At 62.6% G+C, this 18,634-nt stretch carries 18 protein-coding genes and 2 tRNA genes; 10 read left to right on the top strand and 10 right to left on the bottom strand.

Annotated features, from left to right (window positions below; translation table 11 throughout):
* Positions 1–272 precede the first annotated feature (272 nt).
* From ACPWR9_RS13545 to ACPWR9_RS13515, 7 genes are all read right to left on the bottom strand, one after another.
* Positions 273–461, bottom strand: coding sequence for a glycine zipper 2TM domain-containing protein (locus tag ACPWR9_RS13545; protein ID WP_426298374.1), 189 nt, complete (start codon positions 459–461; stop codon positions 273–275).
* A 201-nt stretch (positions 462–662) separates the two neighbouring features.
* Positions 663–738: transfer RNA gene (locus ACPWR9_RS13540), tRNA-Lys, on the bottom strand.
* 64 nt (positions 739–802) lie between these two features.
* Positions 803–878 (bottom strand) — tRNA-Lys (locus ACPWR9_RS13535).
* 72 nt (positions 879–950) lie between these two features.
* The gene (locus tag ACPWR9_RS13530; RefSeq protein WP_150678569.1) at positions 951–1,136 is read right to left on the bottom strand and encodes a hypothetical protein; all 186 of its coding nucleotides are present in this window, start codon (positions 1,134–1,136) and stop codon (positions 951–953) included.
* Positions 1,137–1,341: 205 nt separating this feature from the next.
* Complete coding sequence (locus tag ACPWR9_RS13525) at positions 1,342–1,581, bottom strand: DNA-binding protein (protein WP_150678568.1); 240 nt, start codon at positions 1,579–1,581, stop codon at positions 1,342–1,344.
* A gap of 505 nt (positions 1,582–2,086) precedes the next feature.
* Positions 2,087–2,704 carry a LysE family translocator gene (locus ACPWR9_RS13520; RefSeq protein ID WP_426298372.1) on the bottom strand — a complete coding sequence of 206 codons (618 nt, stop codon included), beginning with the start codon at positions 2,702–2,704 and terminating at the stop codon, positions 2,087–2,089.
* Positions 2,705–2,762: 58 nt separating this feature from the next.
* Positions 2,763–3,230 (bottom strand): rhodanese-like domain-containing protein, encoded by a 468-nt coding sequence (locus ACPWR9_RS13515; protein WP_426298370.1) that lies wholly within the window; start codon positions 3,228–3,230, stop codon positions 2,763–2,765.
* A gap of 486 nt (positions 3,231–3,716) precedes the next feature.
* Here ACPWR9_RS13515 and glnA point away from each other — a divergent pair, with 486 nt between their 5' ends.
* The 6 genes from glnA to ACPWR9_RS13485 all read left to right on the top strand — a co-directional run bounded on the left by glnA (position 3,717) and on the right by ACPWR9_RS13485 (position 13,291).
* The gene (glnA, locus tag ACPWR9_RS13510) at positions 3,717–5,132 is read left to right on the top strand and encodes a type I glutamate--ammonia ligase (RefSeq protein WP_150678565.1); all 1,416 of its coding nucleotides are present in this window, start codon (positions 3,717–3,719) and stop codon (positions 5,130–5,132) included.
* A gap of 265 nt (positions 5,133–5,397) precedes the next feature.
* On the top strand, positions 5,398–6,492 hold the full coding sequence (gene glnL, locus ACPWR9_RS13505) for a nitrogen regulation protein NR(II) (protein ID WP_426299352.1): 1,095 nt from the start codon (positions 5,398–5,400) through the stop codon (positions 6,490–6,492).
* Between the two features lie 62 nt (positions 6,493–6,554).
* Positions 6,555–8,138: a nitrogen regulation protein NR(I) gene (ntrC, locus tag ACPWR9_RS13500; RefSeq protein ID WP_426298368.1), complete on the top strand. Its 1,584-nt coding sequence runs from the start codon at positions 6,555–6,557 to the stop codon at positions 8,136–8,138.
* A 98-nt stretch (positions 8,139–8,236) separates the two neighbouring features.
* Positions 8,237–9,118, top strand: a complete 882-nt coding sequence (gene rfbD / locus ACPWR9_RS13495) for a dTDP-4-dehydrorhamnose reductase (protein ID WP_426298366.1) — start codon at positions 8,237–8,239, stop codon at positions 9,116–9,118.
* Between the two features lie 148 nt (positions 9,119–9,266).
* Positions 9,267–12,062, top strand: a complete 2,796-nt coding sequence (locus ACPWR9_RS13490; protein ID WP_426298364.1) for a pentapeptide repeat-containing protein — start codon at positions 9,267–9,269, stop codon at positions 12,060–12,062.
* 236 nt (positions 12,063–12,298) lie between these two features.
* Positions 12,299–13,291 carry a flagellar brake protein gene (locus tag ACPWR9_RS13485; protein WP_426298362.1) on the top strand — a complete coding sequence of 331 codons (993 nt, stop codon included), beginning with the start codon at positions 12,299–12,301 and terminating at the stop codon, positions 13,289–13,291.
* A 101-nt stretch (positions 13,292–13,392) separates the two neighbouring features.
* Here the strand turns inward: ACPWR9_RS13485 and xth are convergent, their stop codons facing one another.
* Positions 13,393–14,172, bottom strand: coding sequence for an exodeoxyribonuclease III (gene xth / locus ACPWR9_RS13480; protein ID WP_426298360.1), 780 nt, complete (start codon positions 14,170–14,172; stop codon positions 13,393–13,395).
* A gap of 47 nt (positions 14,173–14,219) precedes the next feature.
* Positions 14,220–14,939: a riboflavin synthase subunit alpha gene (locus ACPWR9_RS13475; protein ID WP_426298358.1), complete on the bottom strand. Its 720-nt coding sequence runs from the start codon at positions 14,937–14,939 to the stop codon at positions 14,220–14,222.
* A 106-nt stretch (positions 14,940–15,045) separates the two neighbouring features.
* Here ACPWR9_RS13475 and ACPWR9_RS13470 point away from each other — a divergent pair, with 106 nt between their 5' ends.
* Both ACPWR9_RS13470 and ACPWR9_RS13465 read left to right on the top strand, forming a co-directional pair.
* Complete coding sequence (locus ACPWR9_RS13470; protein ID WP_426298356.1) at positions 15,046–15,300, top strand: hypothetical protein; 255 nt, start codon at positions 15,046–15,048, stop codon at positions 15,298–15,300.
* Positions 15,301–15,385: 85 nt separating this feature from the next.
* Entirely contained in the window at positions 15,386–15,625 is a 240-nt protein-coding gene (locus ACPWR9_RS13465; protein WP_426298354.1) for a hypothetical protein, read from the top strand.
* Positions 15,626–15,696: 71 nt separating this feature from the next.
* On the opposite strand, the gene ACPWR9_RS13460 is transcribed toward ACPWR9_RS13465, so the two are convergent.
* On the bottom strand, positions 15,697–16,779 hold the full coding sequence (locus tag ACPWR9_RS13460) for a calcium:proton antiporter (RefSeq protein ID WP_150678556.1): 1,083 nt from the start codon (positions 16,777–16,779) through the stop codon (positions 15,697–15,699).
* Positions 16,780–17,104: 325 nt separating this feature from the next.
* On the opposite strand from ACPWR9_RS13460, the gene ACPWR9_RS13455 reads away from it, so the two are divergent.
* A complete protein-coding gene (locus tag ACPWR9_RS13455) occupies positions 17,105–17,863 on the top strand; it encodes a FadR/GntR family transcriptional regulator (RefSeq protein WP_426298352.1) in 759 nt (252 codons plus the stop codon).
* On the top strand, positions 17,841–18,596 hold the full coding sequence (locus tag ACPWR9_RS13450; RefSeq protein ID WP_426298350.1) for an SDR family oxidoreductase: 756 nt from the start codon (positions 17,841–17,843) through the stop codon (positions 18,594–18,596). Before ACPWR9_RS13455 ends, ACPWR9_RS13450 begins: the two co-directional genes overlap by 23 nt.
* Positions 18,597–18,634 lie beyond the last annotated feature (38 nt).

Here is an 18,634-nt window from a genome sequence, read left to right as displayed (position 1 = left end):
CGGTCACGCATACGCCCGTCTGAACTATTCACGAACTATTCACTGACGAGCCAGCTAGCGCACACGAACGGAGCATGGCGCACGCGACCTCGGCCCGCGAGGGCTTGTCAGGTGAGGCTTTGCGATGATTGCGGTGGGCGGAGAATCGACCTGGTAGTGCGTGCGACACAGACGCGGCTTGTGCGTGAACTATTCACGGGATTCACTTTATCGGACTCGACGTCATGTAAATATGAGCCATTGCGACCGATTTTCACCGGTCGTTGAACCAGTTACTTACCCAGTTCGTGACCGATCACGCCGCCGACCACGGCGCCGCCGATCGTGCCTGCGGTGCTGCCGCCAGTGGCTTCGTGGCCGATCACGCCGCCCGCTGCGGCCCCGCCGAGTGTGCAACCGACGATGGACGCGCCCATGACGAGCGCGGTGGCTAGAACGAGTATCGACTTCGCCGTTTTCATGATGTCTCTCCGGTAGCGAGTGTCAGCCGAGTACCAGGTGCATCACGTGGCGCGCGGCGGTATGAATCCAGCTTAGTGGGCGCATCGTGCGTGCACTATCGGTCGGAACTGAATCGACTGTAGGAATTGGACGACAGGGAGGGGGGATTGCGTCAGCAGAAACGACAAGGGCCGCACAACGTGCGGCCCTTGAAGGGTATCTGGTGGGGCGTGAGTGACTCGAACACTCGACCTACGGATTAAGAGTCCGCTGCTCTACCAACTGAGCTAACGCCCCGGTGTTACCGGGAACAAAAAAGGCTGCAAGTGGCAGCCTTTCTCGGTGCCTTTCGGCTTTGCGATGGTGGGGCGTGAGTGACTCGAACACTCGACCTACGGATTAAGAGTCCGCTGCTCTACCAACTGAGCTAACGCCCCAACGAGACCGAGATATTATCGGCTCTTCCGCATGGGGTCAACCCTTAATGATGAAAATCCGCAAAAAAGGTCTCAGGCGAGCAGTGGCACGAGTTCAAACGCCAACACGGCGAGTACCGCACCCACCACGACCAGCAGCGAGCGCCAGCACATTCGAACGGCGCCCTTGCACGGCATCGCGCCAACGACAATGGCACCGAACACCGCAATGGCGAACATGGTCACGAGCTGCGCATTGGAAAGGTGGGGCATGATCATGGTCCATCTCCCTGCCGATATCACGCACATAAGACGCGATTCGAGTATAGAAAATGGTCCGCCCCAAGCAAAGCGGCGCGGCAACCGGGATTTCCCCAGTGGCCGCGCCGCGTGCGATGCGTTCGGTGCTGCGCGACTAAGCGTTAATAAGCACTAGTGAAGCACTCGTTAGCGTTATCAAGCGTCGCCTGGCCGTCGCAAATCCTTACTCCGGCAGATCCAGAATCAGGACGATCGTCCATGCATCTTCGCCTTCGTGATGGTACTGACGCTCCACCACCACGAACGGCTGCTTCTTGTCGCCCTGGCCGAGGAACAACACGTCGCCTTCGGCAGGCATGCATTCGATCGGCGGCAACGCGATAGGCGTGTCCTTCTTGATGATCCGCTCGGCCTTTTTCGCTGCGCGCTCGGTCCACTCGATATCGAATTCGATCTGACTCACCGGATGATCCTGTCTATGCAAATTGAAACGGCTGCATGGTAGCACGCAGGGCACGTGCCTCAACGAAAAAAGCCCGCTCCCTGGGCGGGGAACGGGCGAAAGTCCCATGCCTCCCATGCAATAGCGGGGAACGCATGGCGACAGGAGACGCACCCGAGGACATCGTCGGCGCCTGCCCCGGCCAGAGGGGAAGTGGACTGGCCAGAATGGCTTGACGATGACCGCTCACGCATCGGCGCGCGCCTGTCGACGGACCATACGGCAGAGATATCGCGGTGATATCGGAATGACGTAGAAGAGGTGACGCAGCGCAAACCGGAGATGCCATCCGGCTTGCGTGCGTCGAGTCGCGCTGCCGCAGTAAAACTGAGGGAAGCCGCAGCGCGACGAGGGCCGATCGCTACCAATGAAGACGAGTCTAGGCGTCTTGTCACGCCAGAGAAACGGCGATTGAGCAAATGCACCCTTACGTCTGACGCAACAATGCGCGACGCGTTTTTAGAACTTATCGCGTGGCGATGGCCACAGCGGCGCCCGCCATGACCGTGCCGGTGGCCCGGTTCAGACGGCGCACGGCACGTGCAGAACTGAGTAGGCGGCGCGCCCGTGCCGCGAGCAGGATGTAGCTGCCGAACACGATGGACAGCACTGAGAGCGTAACGCCCACAACTTCGAAATACCCGAGCGCCGTGATGCGTTGCAGATCGAGCAAGTTAGGCAGTAGCGCGAAATAGAACACGACCACTTTCGGGTTGCCCAGCGTGACCGACAAGCCCCCAAGAAAGAGCCGCCACGATTTCTCGCGCGGCGCATTCGCCATCGGCTCCGCAGGCGGGACTGCCGGGGCGTGCCACATCTTCCACGCGAGATAGAGCAAGTAAGCCGCCCCCGCGTATTTGATCGCCAGAAACACGCCAGAGAATGTGTGAGCCAGCGCCGCGACACCCAACACGGCCAGCGTGAGCCACACCACATCGCCAATTGCCACGCCAGCCGAAAAGGCGATGGCGCCTTGCATGCCACGTCCGAGGACGCGCGCCACGATGGCGGCGATGCCCGGCCCCGGGGTTCCTGCACCCACAAACAACGCGAGTGCGAAGGTCAGCAAATGCGTCCAGTCCATGCTGGCGTCTCCTCGGTACGATAGACCGTAGTTCGATGAATAGCGTGTTAGGGCGTGCTTATGCGCCCAGCCACGGCAAGCCGCGGAAGCACCAGCCGCTCACATGCTTGCGGTGGCCGGCGCTGTCCTTGTCGCCTTCGAAGCCTTCGAGAATGTCGAACGACTTCGTATAGCCGGCTTCATAGGCAACTTTAGCGGCGGCCTTCGAGCGCGCAGCGCTGCGGCACAGGAAGAGCAGCGGCGTGTCCTTGCTGGCGGCCTGCGAAGCGAGTTGTTCGAGGAACTGCTCGTTTGGCACGCCACCCGGGTAGCGCACCCATTCCACGTTGACGTACTGACCATCCGGCACTTGCGGGCGGCCGACCCAGTCGAGTTCCGCGCGCGTGCGCACGTCGATCAGGCGGACATTCGGATCGGCTTGCAGCAAGGCCAGCGCCTCTTCCGGCGTCACGGCGCCCGAGTAGGCGAGTTGGCCGGTGGCACGGCGTTGGGCGGCTTGTTCGAGAATGGCGTTCGCGCTTGTCATATTGCTGTGATCTCGTTGGTCGAAGGTTGACTCTCATTCTAGCGTGCACTTTGCCTGGGAGGCGTGCTTGATCGCGTTCGCAGGATCCGAGGTAACGCTAACCCTGCGCAGCTTTCAGGCGCACAGGCGGTGCAATCCGATGCACAATTCTGGATCGCCGCCAACCGGCAAGTGGCACCTAAAAGGTGCATAATCCGGCAATGCACCAATTTGGTGTTGTTTTGGTGCGTGATGCACCAAAGCGGCACCAAAGCGGAGAATCGCTGCCCGGGAACGGGAATTCTTCTCGCGAGGGCATCCAGCGAATTATTTCCTTAGAAATCAGAGGGAGATAAGGATGGGACGGGTAAGCGGCGATAGCAGGATAGGTGGCTGGCACGCTTCGTGCTAATCACTGGTGAATCCGAACACGGAGTTCGTTAAGAGGGTGCGGCGACGCTGGTGACTAGCGCCGGCAGCGCCAGATTGAATCTTTCGGGAGATAGCATGAGCAAATCAGTGGCAGATGTGTTGAACCTGGTGAAGGAAGAAGATGTCAAGTTCGTCGACTTCCGCTTTACCGACACGCGCGGCAAAGAACAACACGTCTCGGTGCCGGTGTCGCACTTCGACGCCGATAAGTTCGAGAGCGGTCACGCTTTCGACGGTTCGTCGATTGCCGGCTGGAAGGGTATCGAAGCCTCGGACATGCTGCTGGTGCCGGACGCCAACACGGCTTACATCGACCCGTTCTATGAAGAAAGCACGCTGGTGCTGACCTGCGACGTGGTTGAGCCGGCCGACGGCAAGGGCTACGACCGCGACCCGCGCTCGATCGCCAAGCGCGCTGAAGCCTACCTGAAGAGCACGGGCCTGGGCGACACCGCCTTCTTCGGTCCGGAGCCGGAATTCTTCATTTTCGACTCGGTCCAGTGGGGCACCGACATGTCGGGCACGTTCGTGCGCGTCAACTCGGAAGAAGCACCGTGGTCGTCGTCGAAGGACTTCGAAGGCGGCAACACCGGCCACCGTCCGGGCACGAAGGGCGGCTACTTCCCGGTCGCACCGGTCGACACGTTCCAAGACATGCGCTCGGAAATGTGCCTGTTGCTCGAACAACTCGGCGTGCCGGTTGAAGTGCATCACCACGAAGTCGCTGGCCAAGGCCAGAACGAAATCGGTACCAAGTTCTCGACGCTGGTGCAACGCGCCGACTGGACGCAGATCCTGAAGTACGTCGTGCAAAACGTGGCACACAGCTACGGCAAGACGGCCACGTTCATGCCGAAGCCGATCGTTGGCGACAACGGTTCGGGCATGCACATCCACCAGTCGATCTGGAAGGATGGTCAGAACCTGTTCGCCGGTAACGGCTACGGCGGTCTGTCGGAATTCGCGCTGTACTACATCGGCGGCATCATCAAGCACGCCCGCGCCCTGAACGCCATCGTCAACCCGTCGACGAACTCGTACAAGCGCCTCGTGCCGCACTTCGAAGCCCCGGTGAAGCTGGCCTACTCGGCCCGTAACCGTTCGGCCTCGATCCGTATTCCGTACGTTGCCAACCCGAAGGGCCGCCGCATCGAAGCGCGCTTCCCGGACCCGATGGCTAACCCGTACCTGGCCTTCTCGGCCATGCTGATGGCCGGTCTGGATGGCGTGCAGAACAAGATCCACCCGGGCGAAGCTGCCGACAAGAACCTGTACGACCTGCCGCCGGAAGAGGATGCAAAGATCCCGACCGTGTGCTCGAGCCTCGAACAAGCGCTGGAGTACCTGAACGAAGACCGCGAGTTCCTGACCCGTGGTGGCGTGTTCACGGACGGCATGCTCGATTCGTACATCGCACTGAAGTCGGATGAAGCGCGTCGCATCGCGATGACCACGCATCCGCTCGAGTTCGAAATGTACTACTCGCTGTAATCGAAGCGCTGCGCAGGGAATGCGCCGGCATGACGGAACGCCAGCGGCCGACCGTCATGCTTGCAAGCCAGGGGGGATGGCCGCGGCCGTCCCCCTTTTTTATCCCTGCGTGCCGTGACCGGCGCAGCCAGTCACCCGGTACTTCACCATGAACTTATCGCCTCGATCCTTGATGAAAACTGTGCGTGCCGGAGCCCGGCCGAAGGGCGAGACCCCACCGACAGCCGTACCCGCCGATGCGACAGCCGATGCGTTGCTCGCGCAGATGACGAGTGTCGATCCGTGGGAAGCGAAGCTGATGGCGACCGGCATTCTGCCCGGCCTCGAAGCGTTGCCGACGGTGTTGCTGGTGCTGGAGAAGCACACGCTGCGGGTGGTGTTCGCCAACCCGGCTGCCGAAGCGCTGCTGGCGCTCTCGCGCCGATCGCTTTCGCAGATGACATGGAACGACGTGTTCACCAACGGCGACGTGCTCGCGTCGACGATGGTCGAACTGATCGCCAATCACTTTCAGACGACGCGCCTCGATTTGGTGCTTGAACGCACCGCGCAGGAGCCATTGCATACGCATGCGATCGTGGCAGCGCCGGAAGCTGCGCCCGATTTCGTGATCGTCGAATTGATCGAGAACGAGCAGAAGCTCAAGAACGAACGCGAAGAACGCATCATCGACCAGGCGTTGATGAACAAGCAGTTGATCCGCAATCTGGCCCACGAAATCAAGAATCCGCTCGGCGGCATTCGCGGTGCGGCGCAGTTGCTGGAGTTCGAGCTGGAACAGCGCGAATTGCGTGAGTACACGCAAGTCATCATCAAGGAGTCCGACCGGTTGCAAACGCTGGTCGACCGGCTGCTCGAGCCCCACCGCCATCCGTATATCGCCACCGACGTGAACATCCACGAAGTGTGCGAGCGCGTGCGCTCGGTGGTATTGGCCGAGTTCCCGCAGGGGCTGTCGATCGAGCGAGATTACGACGTCAGCCTGCCGGATTTTCGCGGCGACAAAGAGCAGCTCATTCAGGCGCTGTTGAACATCGTGCGCAATGGCGCCGAAGCGTTGCGCGAGCAGATTGCACGCGGTGACGCACGCATCGTTTTACGCACGCGCGTGGCAAGAAAGATCACGATTGCCAAACGTTTGCACAAGCTGGCATTGGAATTGCATGTGATCGATAACGGGCCTGGCATTCCCGCCGACATTCGTGACCGCATCTTCTATCCGCTCGTCTCCGGGCGCGAAGGGGGAAGTGGTCTGGGACTCACACTGGCGCAGTCGTTCGTACAGCGTCACGACGGTCTGATCGAATGCGAAAGCCGGCCCGGACGGACGGATTTCCGAATCCTGCTGCCCCTGGGCTGATGCGGCCCTCACGCCGTCGGCCGTAGCACCTGCGGCCGGGCATAGACGTTACACGGTGAACAATGAAGCCGATCTGGATAGTAGACGACGACCAATCGATTCGATGGGTGCTGGAGAAGGCGCTCTCGCGCGCCAACTTGCCGGTGCGCAGCTTTACGGGCCCGCGCGAAGCCAGCGCTGCCCTCGAACTCGACTCGCCGCAAGTGCTGGTCTCGGACATCCGCATGGCGGGCGGTTCCGGGCTCGAGCTTTTGCAAATGGCGAAACAACGCCACCCGGGCCTGCCGGTCATCATCATGACGGCGTTCTCGGATCTCGACAGCGCCGTTGCCGCGTTTCAAGGCGGGGCGTTCGAATATCTCGCCAAGCCGTTCGACGTGGATCGCGCGGTTGAACTGATTCTGCGCGCCGTTGAAGAGAGCTTGCGCGAAGCAACCGACGACGAGCGCATTACCGAAGAGCCCGAGATTCTCGGCCAGGCCAGCGCCATGCAGGACGTGTTCCGCGCCATCGGCCGCTTGTCGCACTCGAGCGCGACGGTACTCATCACCGGCGAATCGGGCTCGGGCAAGGAATTGGTCGCCCGTGCGTTGCATCGGCATTCGCCGCGCGCATCGGGCCCGTTCATCGCGCTCAATACCGCCGCGATTCCGAAGGATCTTCTGGAGTCCGAGCTGTTCGGACACGAACGAGGGGCCTTCACCGGGGCGCAGGCGACCCGCCGCGGGCGCTTCGAGCAAGCCGAGAACGGTACGCTGTTTCTGGATGAAATCGGCGACATGCCGCTCGATCTGCAAACGCGCTTGTTGCGTGTGCTCTCGGACGGCAATTACTACCGTGTGGGCGGACACAGCCCGATCAAGGCGAACGTGCGCGTGATCGCCGCGACGCACCAGAACTTGGAAGATCGTGTGCGTCAGGGGCTGTTCCGCGAAGACTTGTATCACCGCCTCAACGTGATTCGTCTGCGCTTGCCGTCGCTGCGTGAGCGCAACGAAGACATTCCGCTGCTGGTGCGTCACTTCTTGCAAAAGAGTGCGCGCGATCTGGGCGTGGAGACCAAGCGCATCAGCGAGGCGGCGCTCAATCACCTGACGCGTTTCCCGTTCCCGGGCAACGTGCGTCAGTTGGAGAACCTGAGCAACTGGTTGACCGTGATGGCACCGGCGCAGACCGTCGAGATCAAGGATTTGCCGCCGGAATTTCAGACGCTGGCGCCCGCGTCGGTTGGCGGGTCCGGTGCGCCGGTGCCCGCTTATGCCGCAGCGGCGGCAACGCCCGCAGGCGCTTCGGTGAGTGCATCTGCCGGTGGTGCGGCGGGCTACACCGGGGCGAATGGAATGCCAGGCATCTCGGGCGCGAACGGTGGCGCGGGGGTATCGCAAAACGGCGCGAGCGTCCCGCAAGTCCCGGGCGATGCGATGGGCGCGGAAAGCTGGGAGCCCATCCTGCGGCGCGAAGTGGCCCGTCTGTTGCGCTCGGCGTCGCCCGACGTCATGGACCAGTTGACACGCCGCTTCGAGACCGCGCTGATCAACGAAGCCCTGGACTTCACGCGTGGCCGGAAAGTCGAAGCAGCGAGCCGTCTGGGGATCGGGCGCAACACCATTACCCGTAAGATTCAGGAGCTGGGACTGGAAACCTGAAGGTAATCACGGTAGGCTCCCCTGTTTCACCGATGTCGCCGATTCAATCGGACTGGACGGTCCGACTGAACTGAGACATGAGACAAGGGAGTCGCATCATGACAAGACGGATCCTGCTGACAGGCGCCACGGGACAGGTGGGCTGGGAGTTGGCGCGTTGCCTGCAAGGCATGGGCGATGTCTACGCACCGTCGCGCAGCGAGATGGACCTGCTCGACACCGATAGCGTGGTGCGTACGATCCGCGATTTTTCCCCCGATCTGATCGTCAATCCGGCTGCCTATACGGCCGTCGATCGGGCGGAGACCGAAGAGGCGGCAGCGTTTCAAGTCAATGCTGTCGTGCCCGGCGTGATGGCCGAGCAGGCGAAGCGCCTCGGCGCACTCGTCGTTCACTATTCCACCGACTACGTTTTCGACGGCACGAGTACGGCGCCGTATCGCGAAGACGAGCCCACCAATCCGCAGAATGCCTACGGCCGCACCAAGCTGGCCGGTGAAACGGCCATTGCCGCGAGCGGTGCCAATCACCTTGTGCTGCGTACGAGCTGGGTCTATGGCACGCGCGGGGCCAATTTCCTGCTGACCGTGCAACGTCTGGCACGCGAGCGTGACGAGTTGCGTATCGTGGCCGATCAGCATGGTGCGCCGACGTGGTGCCGCACGATTGCAGAGCTCACGGCGCAGACGCTGGCGCAGGGCACGAGCGAAGCAGGTTTTGATGCCGACTTCTGGCGCGAGCGCAGCGGGGTGTACCACCTGACGGCGGCAGGGCAGACGACGTGGCATGGCTTCACCGAGGCGATTCTCGAACTGAGCGCGGTGGAGAAGCGTCCGAATGTGGTGCCGATTCCCACTTCGGCGTATCCGCTGCCGGCCAAGCGTCCGGCGTATTCGGTACTCGACAATGACAAGCTCGCGCGCACGTTCGGCGTACGCGCGCCGGATTGGCGAGATGCGCTGACGCTCTGCCTCGGCTGATGGCTCTCGCCACTGTCACGCCAAAGCCGCACGCCGCGTGATGGATTGCTAATTCAGAATTTACCCAGCGCGTTGCTGGGTTTTCCTTGGGCACCATGGTCGCTTTTTATTCGCGTCACGCGTCAGCGGATGCGACGAGGAGCCACACATGGTCCTGCTTACCACCGCGCCGAACCGTGCGCCGAGCGTGCCGACCGGCACTGCACTTTCCTACCACGAGCTTGAGCAATTGAGCGCGGCACCGCCTGAGGCGTTGCGGTGGCTGATTCTGCGCGCCGGGGCTGACGAACGCCGTGTGCTCGGGCAGCAGGTCGCGTGGTTGATGCACGTGCTTGCGCACGATACCGAAGCATCGGATCAACCGTTTAACTCGCGGGGATCGGCGGAACTGCCGGGCGGGTGCCTATCGCAAGGTGCGCTGCCGTTGGATGAGGCGGCACTGACCACCGCGTGGCGGTTACGCTTCGCGCATCTGGTGCCCGATGGCAACGTCTCGCGCGTGTTGCGGGCGCTGATTCAGTGGTGCGAGGGTTCACCGGACGTGACTGCGACAACGAAGCTGGCGCAGTGGCACTGGCTGCCCGCGGCGGAGGTCAGTGGATTCGACACGTCGAGCTGCGAGGGGACGCCTGTGCGCGAGTGGCCACCCGCTGTCTTAAGTGTCGCGTTGACGATGACGAATCTGCGCAATGCCGACTTGCCCGACCTGTCGGTGCCGATGGCGGACTTGCGGGGCGTGCAGGCCGCCGGGGCGTGGTTCAGTCATGGCTGCTTCGACGGTGTGTGGTGGGGCGGTGCGGACCTCAACGGCGCGAAGCTCGACCGTACACGCAACGTTGGCGCCGATTTCGAGCGCGCCGATTTGCGCGGTGCCTCGTTTCATGGGGCCGATCTAAGTGGCGCGAGGCTAGCGAACGTGCGGGCGCAAGGGGCCGACTTCCGATTCGCTGTCATGCCCGGTGCGGACTTCAGTGATGCCGATTGCGATTCGGTCGCGTTTGCCCACAACCATCTCGATGATGCGTCGATGCGGCGTAGCCGTTTGCGGCACGCGAGCTTCTTCGAATGCCGTGCCGATGCGATGCGCCTGACCGGAGCGAAGGCCGCGAATTCGCATTGGGAGCGCGTGACGATGAAAGCTGTTTGTGTTGCGGGTGCCGACATGCGGCGCGTCGTCATGCAGCACTGCGAACTCACGCGCATGAATGCACGCGAAGCCAAGTTCGACGGGGCGACGTTCGTCGCTTGCGATTTGCGAGAGGCCCATTTCGGTGGCGCAAGCTTGAAGCGGCTGCGCCTTGGCGCGGCTTGTCAGTTGGGCGGCACGCAATGGCAAGGCGCGCGAATCCGACTGGACGCAGCGTGGCTGCGGTCGTTGCCGTCCGATGCGCTGGCTGATGTCGTGCAATCGTGGATGACGCTGCCGATTGAGCAGCCGGCGGTGCGAGCCGACGTCTTTGGGCAGGTGCTGCGCGCGTTGGCAGTGCGTTCGGGGTCGATGCCGTTACGGCGTGATGCAACGTCGGCGCAGGTACCGTCGTTGTCCAACCTACGTATCGATGTACAACAGAGTGAATGGCTGGGCCGTCTGCTGGCAGCGGAGCCCGGTGTCGGCGGCGTGGGCATGCTCGACGGTTTCAGCGCGCTGCGAGAACAGTGGCTGTCGAGGGCGATCGACGATTTGACGGGCGTGCCGTTGACCCGCGTGCAGGCAGCGTGGATTGTGCCGTCGCTTGTTCAAACGTTGGAGGCGCGTTGCCTTGCGCATTCGCCCGAGGCTGTCTGGCCGCTCGCCGGTGCGGTATGTCAGACGCTCTATTGGGCGGGATCGGGCTTGGGCGGTGTCACCGATGCGCAGGTGCAAGCGCTACGCAAGGCATGGCATGACACATTGCCTGCGCATCTGCATAGTGCATTGTCCGACGATGGCACGGATGCCTTTGGTCCGAAGCACTTCGTTTTGGTTAGCGCTGATGGATGCGTCGCCGCTCGCTTGCCGAGGCATCTGTTGAAGATCTGTCTCGACGACGCCACTCACGAGATCGACGATGCTCGGCATATCGCAGACTTCACGGGTGCCGGTTGGCAATGGATGGGTGTTCGCGTCGTTGTCAATGACGGCGATATCGACAACCAGTATCGCGCGGGCGAGATGTCGCAACTTCACGCACTGATTCGAGACTTCGGGTGCCTTCGTGAGGTCTGGCCGACCGAGCGTCGACTGGACGAATTCGTGCGGTTACTTAGCCGTTGGTTGGGCGACGCGGGCGGGGATGCGGTCAATGCCATGCTGCATAGCGACATCCCGTCCTGCGAACGCCAACACTCACACACTGACGGTGTGCCGACCAGAGATCGCGTCGACGCTTTGGTTGCGCTCGCGGCCCATTCGGACAGCGAGCGATTGCGCCGGTTAGCGCATCAGGATATCGACGAAGTTTTTCGGGAGACGGCGGCGGCAACGCTGTCCGCAGACCGGATGGATCCCGAATCCCGGCGAGCGATGCAGGCACGGCAACGTCAGCGACTGCTGGCGATTGCTGCGGGACTGACGTGGCTGGCGGTGCAGCCAGAGGCACAAGTTGCGCAGGCGGTGCCTGGCCCGTTGGCCGATTTGCTCAAACATTACGCACTCGCCGCATTCAACGACGCTTTGAGCGGCGAGCCCGTATGGCGAGCGTTGCCGCAGAGTCGAATCCTGCGGTCATGTCTTGCAGACCCCGCTTGTGACGCCGCGACACTGGCAGGGGGGCTGGCAGGTTGGATGGCCAGTCCTACTGTTCACGACGATTCGGCGCTTGTGGCCCTATTTGCCGAGACGCTGCCGTGGTTCTGGGCTGCCAATCTTCCCCTGACTTCCGCCGATACTGCGGCGCTGATGCCTGCCGCGAACATGGGTGACGCGACCGAAATGACGCCATCTTCGCCCGATAATGGACCGTAAGGATTCGTCCGCTTTCGTGGTACAAAGATGAACGCGCAAGGCGCCGTCCGCAAGGGCGGCGCTTCCGGCCGGCCGGAGGCGCGGCGTTTGTGTAGGTTGGCGACATTTGTGGGGTGTTGGCCACGGATAACGGTACGAAGAGGGCTGCCCAAGACGCAACCCCGCGCACCGGCATGCGGGGAAGGCCAACGCCTTGTTCCCAGGCTCTCAAGGGGTTAGAAACCCTCCCAGGCATCATGCATTCGACTTGTATTGCGTCAGGCTATCCGGGGTTCGTGGCGGTCAATCGCCGCGAGCTTGACGCACATGTTCCACTCTCCTGGCCTTTGTTCGACGCCGACGGCACGCCATTACTGGCGGCTGGCGAGCGTTTGCCGTCAGAGGCCGATCTCGACTGGCTGTTCACCATGTTTGCGCCGCACCGCCCGTTGCCCGAAGGGGCAAGTACGGGTGAGGCGGCGGGACGCACCGAAGCGGCCAATTCTGCGTCGCCGCTCGATACGGCCACGTCCAGCGCTTCCACGGTGTATCTGCACGGCTTGCCCGTGCCGTTGCCGATCGGCGCCTGGTTGCAGGTGCGCGTCGCGCCAGACGCCGAGACCACGCGGGTGCGCGCGCGGTTGATCGGCCGTGCACCGAACGGCATGTTGATCATGACGCCGCCCTCGGCGGGGGAAACGCGGCTGCCGGTCGCGGCGGGCGACAAGCTCGCACTCTGGACCTTTCCCGGCGACAACTTGTACGAGTTCACCTGCGAAGTGCATAGCGTGCATCATGGCCCGTTCGATTACGTGGTGCTGTCACGGCCGTCGCAGGTACGCGAGACGCCAGTGCGGCGCACGCCGCGCGTCGACACACGTTTGGTGGCGCGCCTGTCGCCGCTCGACGAAACATCGCGCGCATCGTTCACGCGCATGCTGGCCGAGCCGCAGGACACGCCCGAGTGGCTAGTGCTCGTGCGCGACATCAGCGCCGACGGCGCGGGCATCGTCGCCAAGACGGCGCTGCCAGAGGGGTGTGCGCACGTCGCGTTGCAGTTCCGGGTGCCGATCGGGGCTGATGTCGTGCCCATTCTCGGCATGGCGGCGGTGCGAGGTGCCGAAGGGCCGCGTGCCGACGGGACGTGGACTTACGGGCTGGAGTTTATGCAGATGGATGCGCGCAACAAGGCGGCCATTCGCTGCTTCGTGTATGAATCGCGTTTGACGGACCCGCGCGCGACGCATTAGTGCGCTGGGCGTGGCGATGACGCGCGCTCAGCCCAACGTCACGGCCATAAAAAAACAGCACCGGTTTCCGGTGCTGTTTTCGTTTATCGCGAGCGAAACGTTCAGTCCTTGAACGTCGCGACGACGGGCGTGTGGTCCGACGGTTGTTCCCACGTGCGCGGCTCGCGATCGATTTCGCAGCCCGTGCAGCGTTCGGCTAGCGGCGCGGTCACGAGAATGTGGTCGATACGCAGACCCGCGTTGCGGCGAAACGCGCCCATGCGGTAATCCCACCAGCTAAACGACTTTTCCGGCTGATCGAACATGCGGAACGTGTCGCGCAAACCGAGCCCTTGCAGGCGGGCAAACGCCTGACGCTCCTGTGGCGATACGAGGTTCTGTCCAACCCACTTCGCCGGGTCGTGCACATCGCGGTCTTCCGGGGCGATGTTGTAGTCGCCGAGCAGGGCGAGTTGCGGATGGCGCACCAGCTCGTCGGACAGCCAATGGGTGAGGGCATCGAGCCAGTTGAGCTTGTACTCGAACTTGTCGGAGCCTACGGCCTGACCGTTCGGGAAGTAACCGCAAACCACGCGCACGCCACCGACGGTCGCCGCGATGAGGCGGCGTTGCTCGTCGGCAAAGTTCGGCAGGTTCATCACAATATCGGTGGCTTCGCCGACCTTGGCGTGATTCACCAGCAACGCGACGCCGTTATACGTTTTCTGTCCGGTGAAGTGCGAGGTGTAGCCCAGCGAGGCAATTTCCGCGATCGGAAAGTTCTCGTCGGTGAGCTTGAGCTCTTGCAAGCAGAGCACGTCGACCGGGTTGCTGCGCAGCCAGTCTTGCACGTGGCCCACGCGGACCTTGAGCGAGTTGACGTTCCAGGTGGCTAATTGCATGAATGTCCTTGGGGGTGTCTGGGGCTTTCAGATGGCGGTGCGTAGCCTTAAGCCTTGGTATCCGAGGCGGGCAATTTCGGCACCGACACGAAATCGTCGAGCGACAGTCCTTTCTCTTTGAGCAGGGCTTCGAGTACCGGCTGCAAGCGGCCGAGGCTTTCCTGCACGGCTTCGCGCACGGTGTCGACCACCACCTGCGTGCTGCGCTCGATTTCGATATTCACGCGCGCGCCGTCGAGCTTCGCTTCGAACGTCGTCATACGGCGCGTTTCCGGGATCAACCAGACTTCGAACCAGCCTTCCTGCCGATTGACTTCCGAGACCGTGAGGCTCGCGCCGTTGATCGCGATATAGCCCTTCGCGAACACGTATTTGCGGAACGCTTCCGGAATCGCAATGCGAAGCACGCGATTCGTGTCGGACGTGCGCACGCTCAGAATCTCTGTCGAAAAGTCGACATGCCCCGAGAGCAGGTGGCCGCCGATTTCAGCGCCGTCTTTCGCGGCGCGCTCGACGTTGACCTGTGAACCCACACCGAAGCTGCCGAGTGTGGTGACGTTCAGGCTTTGCAAAATGATGTCGAACGACGCGGCGTCGGGGGAGAGCAGTTGCGTGACGGTGAGGCACACGCCGTCGACCGAGACGCTGGCGCCCAGCGTGAGGTCTTCGCAGAAACCGTCGGGAAACGCCAGCGCGAGGGTGCGCATGCCGTCGCGATCTTCGATGGACGACAACGTGGCCGTGCCTTGAACAATTCCAGTGAACATCGTGATATCGGTATGAGAGTCGAGGGTTGCTATGCCGCAGTATTCTACTGCCTGACGACGGTATGCCGCGCATCGTGCTACGATGCCGCCTTTTTGCGGGATCGACATGGGTTTCGAAGGCTGCCTGCTGGCGGGCGATTTTTACTACTGGGCGGAAACCGCGCCCTTGCCTGACGGGCAGTTCCAGGGCGTGGTGCATTTCACCGGCTGGCGCGACGTGGACGACGTGATCGAGTCGTTCGATCCGCCGCAAACCCACACGACGCCCGATACGTATCGCTGGGCCGGCGACGCACTCGAAGCCGCCCATGCATTGGCAAAGACGCTCGCAGACGAGGGCGCGCTCGGTATTGATCTATGAGGATCTCTGAGGTTCTCTGAAGATCGCTGAGCGCCCTGCGCAAAGCTGCACAGGCCTTTGAAGAGAAGGTCACAAGGACATCATCATGACGCTGAAAAAATTCGACCTCGCTAAGCAACAAGGCCTCAAGATCAACTCCGGCGTGCGCCGTGGCCCGCCCACGGGCAATGGCGTCGGCACGCAAGGCAAGCGCAATGCCGCTGGCAGCAAGCTGCTCGGCTCGTTGCTGGGCAAGGCGCCGACACAGACGGAAGCGGACGGGAGTGAGGCTGGCGGGGACGCTGGCAATGCAGCACCCGCCAAGGGCGCGTCGAAGAAAGCGTAAATTCCCAAGGACTGAGGGCGCAGAAGCCCTCGGTTCACACGAATACGCCGCACGCTACGTACGGCACGCGATTACGGCACGATCGCCAAAAACAGGAAGGCCGCGAACAGCACGAGGTGCACGGCACCTTGCAGCACTGTTGTGCGGCCCGTGCCGAGCGAGATCACACTCACCAGCAGCGTGACCGCCAGCAGCACCGTCTCCTTGGGCGCCAGGCCCAGCTCGATTTGCTGATCGAGGAACAACGAGACAGCGGCCACCGTAGGAATCGTCAGGCCGATACTGGCGAGCGCGGAGCCAAGCGCCAGATTCAAGCTCGTCTGAAGCTTGTTGGCGCGAGCCGCCCGCAATGCCGCCAGCCCTTCGGGCAACAGCACCAGCGCGGCAATCACAATCCCCACCACCGCTTTCGGCGCACCGGCTTCGGCCACCGCCTGCTCGACGGCGGGCGACAGCTTCTTCGCCAAACCAACGACGGCGAGCAATCCGACGACCAACAGCCCCAGGCTCAACACGGCGGTGCGGCGCGAGGGCGGCGGCACGTGCACTTCTTCACTCGGCGCTTTCGCGAGGAAGTAGTCGCGATGGCTCACCGTTTGCACGAACACGAACACCATATAAAGCACCAGCGAGATCATGCCCTCGAAGGCCAACTGCGACGCCGTGAGGCCCGGGCCGATCACCGAGCTGGTGTAGTTCGGCAGCACCAGCGTGAGTACCGACAGCGCGCACAACACGGCGAGGGCTGCGCTTGCCCCTTCCACATGAAAGCCCTGTGTGTGATGGCGTACGCCACCAAAGAGCAGACACAGACCCACGATCCCGGTCGACACGATCATGATGGCCGCGAACACCGTATCGCGCGCCAGCCCCGCTTTATCCGGGCCGCTGGAGAGCATCACCGAGACGATCAGTGCGACTTCGATGATGGTCACGGCCACGGCAAGCACCAGCGTGCCGAACGGCTCGCCCACCTTGTGGGCCACGGTTTCGGCGTGATGCACGGCGGAGAACACGGCGCCAGCAAGCGCGATGGCGCATACCGTGAGCGAGACACCGTAGGGCATGAGGCCGGCAACAGCCCATACGAGAACGGCCACAATCGGCATGTACATCGTCCAGTGGCCCAGCTTGGCGGTCTTTGAGGAGGACATCGTCGGAGACTCCAGAATTCGGGGGATTCGAGGGATATGGCGGGAACGTTGCCCCGGCAGGAACCCCGGGGCGGCGAATCATGGTCGCAGAAAAGCGACACCCAGACAACAGAAAGGGCGAGTTCGAGAACTTCCACCGGCCGAACGGACGTTCGACGCGAAACGCGCATGGCCAAACGATTTGCGGCCAACCATGCTTTTGACTCGGAGTACGAAACCAGCGAGAAATTCCATAGGATGAACAACTTTTGATAGCGAGTTGACATCCCATGCGTGTCAGCCGTATTTTTACGTTCATTGGTCTTACCACTGAACGAATCTCTTCATGTCCTTCGATCCCATCGTGCAGGTCTCCGTCTCGGAGCAGGTCGCGCAGCAGCTGCTCACGATGATTCGCTCCGGGCGTCTCAAGCCCGGCGAGCAGTTGCCGCCCGAGCGCGAGCTCGCCGCGATGCTCGGCGTTGGCCGACCGGCGGTGCGCGAGGCGATTCGCGGTCTCGCGCTGCTGGGTCTGTTACGCATTCGGCAGGGGGAAGGGACCTTCGTCGGCACGCTCGAAACACGCGAACTGCTCGAACCGTTGGGCATGGTCATCGAACTCAACGCGGGCACGCTGGAAGCGCTGTTCGACGCGCGGCTGGTCATCGAGGCGGGGGTAGCGGCGCTGGCGGCCAGTCAGATCAGCGACGCCGAACTTGCCCGCTTGCATGCGCTGGTCGAGGACGAGCAAGCGCTGCTTGGCGACCCCGAGACCTTCTCGGCCGCCGACATGGCGTTTCACGAGACGATCATCGATGCATGCGATAACCCGTTCCTGCAAAGCATCGCCAACAGCCTCTATTTGCTCGGCAAGAAGAGTCGGCGCGTCACGTCGCAAGTCGACGGCGTGCTGGCGCGCAGCTTGCAGGATCACCGCGACATCATGGCGGCCTTGCAGGCCCGCGACCCCGCTCGGGCAGCCGAGGCGATGCGCCGCCATCTGTGCCGTGTGCGCGACGCCTACGCAGGCCGCATTGCGACCACCGACAGCCGCGACGATGGCGATCAACAAGGAGACACCGATGGCAGGCCGACTCGCGGGTAAGACCGCGCTGATTACCGCCGCAGCGCAGGGCATTGGACGTGCAAGCGTCGAGGCGTACTTGCGCGAAGGGGCGCGGGTCATCGCGACGGATCTGAACGCCGATGCGCTGCGTGCGCTCGACGATCATCCGAGCCTCGAGCGCCGTGCGCTCGATGTCACCGATGCGGCTGCCGTCACGGCGTTAGCGGGTGAACTGGGGCGCATCGACGTGTTGTTCAACTGTGCTGGCTTCGTACATCACGGCTCGATTCTGGAATGCGACGACGCGGCGTGGGACTTCTCGTTCGATCTGAACGTCAAGAGCATGTACCGCACCACACGTGCTTTTCTGCCCGCGATGCTGGCGGCCGGAGGTGGCGCGATCATCAACATGTCGTCCGCGGCGTCGAGCGTGAAGGGGGTGGCCAATCGCTGCGTGTACGGCGCGAGCAAGGCGGCGGTGATCGGACTGACGAAATCCGTCGCTGCCGACTTTGTGGCGCGCGGCATTCGCTGCAACGCTATTTGTCCGGGCACGGTCGAGTCGCCATCCCTGCGCCAGCGCATCGCAACGCAAGCCGACACGGCGGGCACGAGCGAAGCGGCGGTGCGTGCGCAGTTCGTCGCGCGTCAGCCGATGGGGCGTGTGGGCTCGCCTAACGAAATCGCTTTGCTCGCTGTTTATCTGGGTTCTGACGAATCCGCCTTTACCACCGGCGCGATTCATGTGATCGACGGCGGCTGGTCGAACTGACCGGACGCCACCACGGCTCCACTCTGCTTCTCTTGGGA

It is taken from the genome of Pandoraea pneumonica, from assembly GCF_049918595.1.
Lineage (GTDB): Bacteria > Pseudomonadota > Gammaproteobacteria > Burkholderiales > Burkholderiaceae > Pandoraea > Pandoraea pneumonica_A.
This window is presented reverse-complemented; position numbering and strand designations above follow the sequence as displayed.

Coding starts and splice junctions, on each gene's coding strand:
- ACPWR9_RS13545 (WP_426298374.1), bottom strand. CDS start 461: ATGAAAACGGCGAAGTCGATACTCGTTCTAGCCACCGCGCTCGTCATG.
- ACPWR9_RS13530 (WP_150678569.1), bottom strand. CDS start 1,136: ATGATCATGCCCCACCTTTCCAATGCGCAGCTCGTGACCATGTTCGCC.
- ACPWR9_RS13520 (WP_426298372.1), bottom strand. CDS start 2,704: ATGGACTGGACGCATTTGCTGACCTTCGCACTCGCGTTGTTTGTGGGT.
- ACPWR9_RS13515 (WP_426298370.1), bottom strand. CDS start 3,230: ATGACAAGCGCGAACGCCATTCTCGAACAAGCCGCCCAACGCCGTGCC.
- glnA (WP_150678565.1), top strand. CDS start 3,717: ATGAGCAAATCAGTGGCAGATGTGTTGAACCTGGTGAAGGAAGAAGAT.
- glnL (WP_426299352.1), top strand. CDS start 5,398: ATGACGAGTGTCGATCCGTGGGAAGCGAAGCTGATGGCGACCGGCATT.
- ntrC (WP_426298368.1), top strand. CDS start 6,555: ATGAAGCCGATCTGGATAGTAGACGACGACCAATCGATTCGATGGGTG.
- rfbD (WP_426298366.1), top strand. CDS start 8,237: ATGACAAGACGGATCCTGCTGACAGGCGCCACGGGACAGGTGGGCTGG.
- ACPWR9_RS13490 (WP_426298364.1), top strand. CDS start 9,267: ATGGTCCTGCTTACCACCGCGCCGAACCGTGCGCCGAGCGTGCCGACC.
- ACPWR9_RS13485 (WP_426298362.1), top strand. CDS start 12,299: ATGCATTCGACTTGTATTGCGTCAGGCTATCCGGGGTTCGTGGCGGTC.
- xth (WP_426298360.1), bottom strand. CDS start 14,172: ATGCAATTAGCCACCTGGAACGTCAACTCGCTCAAGGTCCGCGTGGGC.
- ACPWR9_RS13475 (WP_426298358.1), bottom strand. CDS start 14,939: ATGTTCACTGGAATTGTTCAAGGCACGGCCACGTTGTCGTCCATCGAA.
- ACPWR9_RS13470 (WP_426298356.1), top strand. CDS start 15,046: ATGGGTTTCGAAGGCTGCCTGCTGGCGGGCGATTTTTACTACTGGGCG.
- ACPWR9_RS13465 (WP_426298354.1), top strand. CDS start 15,386: ATGACGCTGAAAAAATTCGACCTCGCTAAGCAACAAGGCCTCAAGATC.
- ACPWR9_RS13460 (WP_150678556.1), bottom strand. CDS start 16,779: ATGTCCTCCTCAAAGACCGCCAAGCTGGGCCACTGGACGATGTACATG.
- ACPWR9_RS13455 (WP_426298352.1), top strand. CDS start 17,105: ATGTCCTTCGATCCCATCGTGCAGGTCTCCGTCTCGGAGCAGGTCGCG.
- ACPWR9_RS13450 (WP_426298350.1), top strand. CDS start 17,841: ATGGCAGGCCGACTCGCGGGTAAGACCGCGCTGATTACCGCCGCAGCG.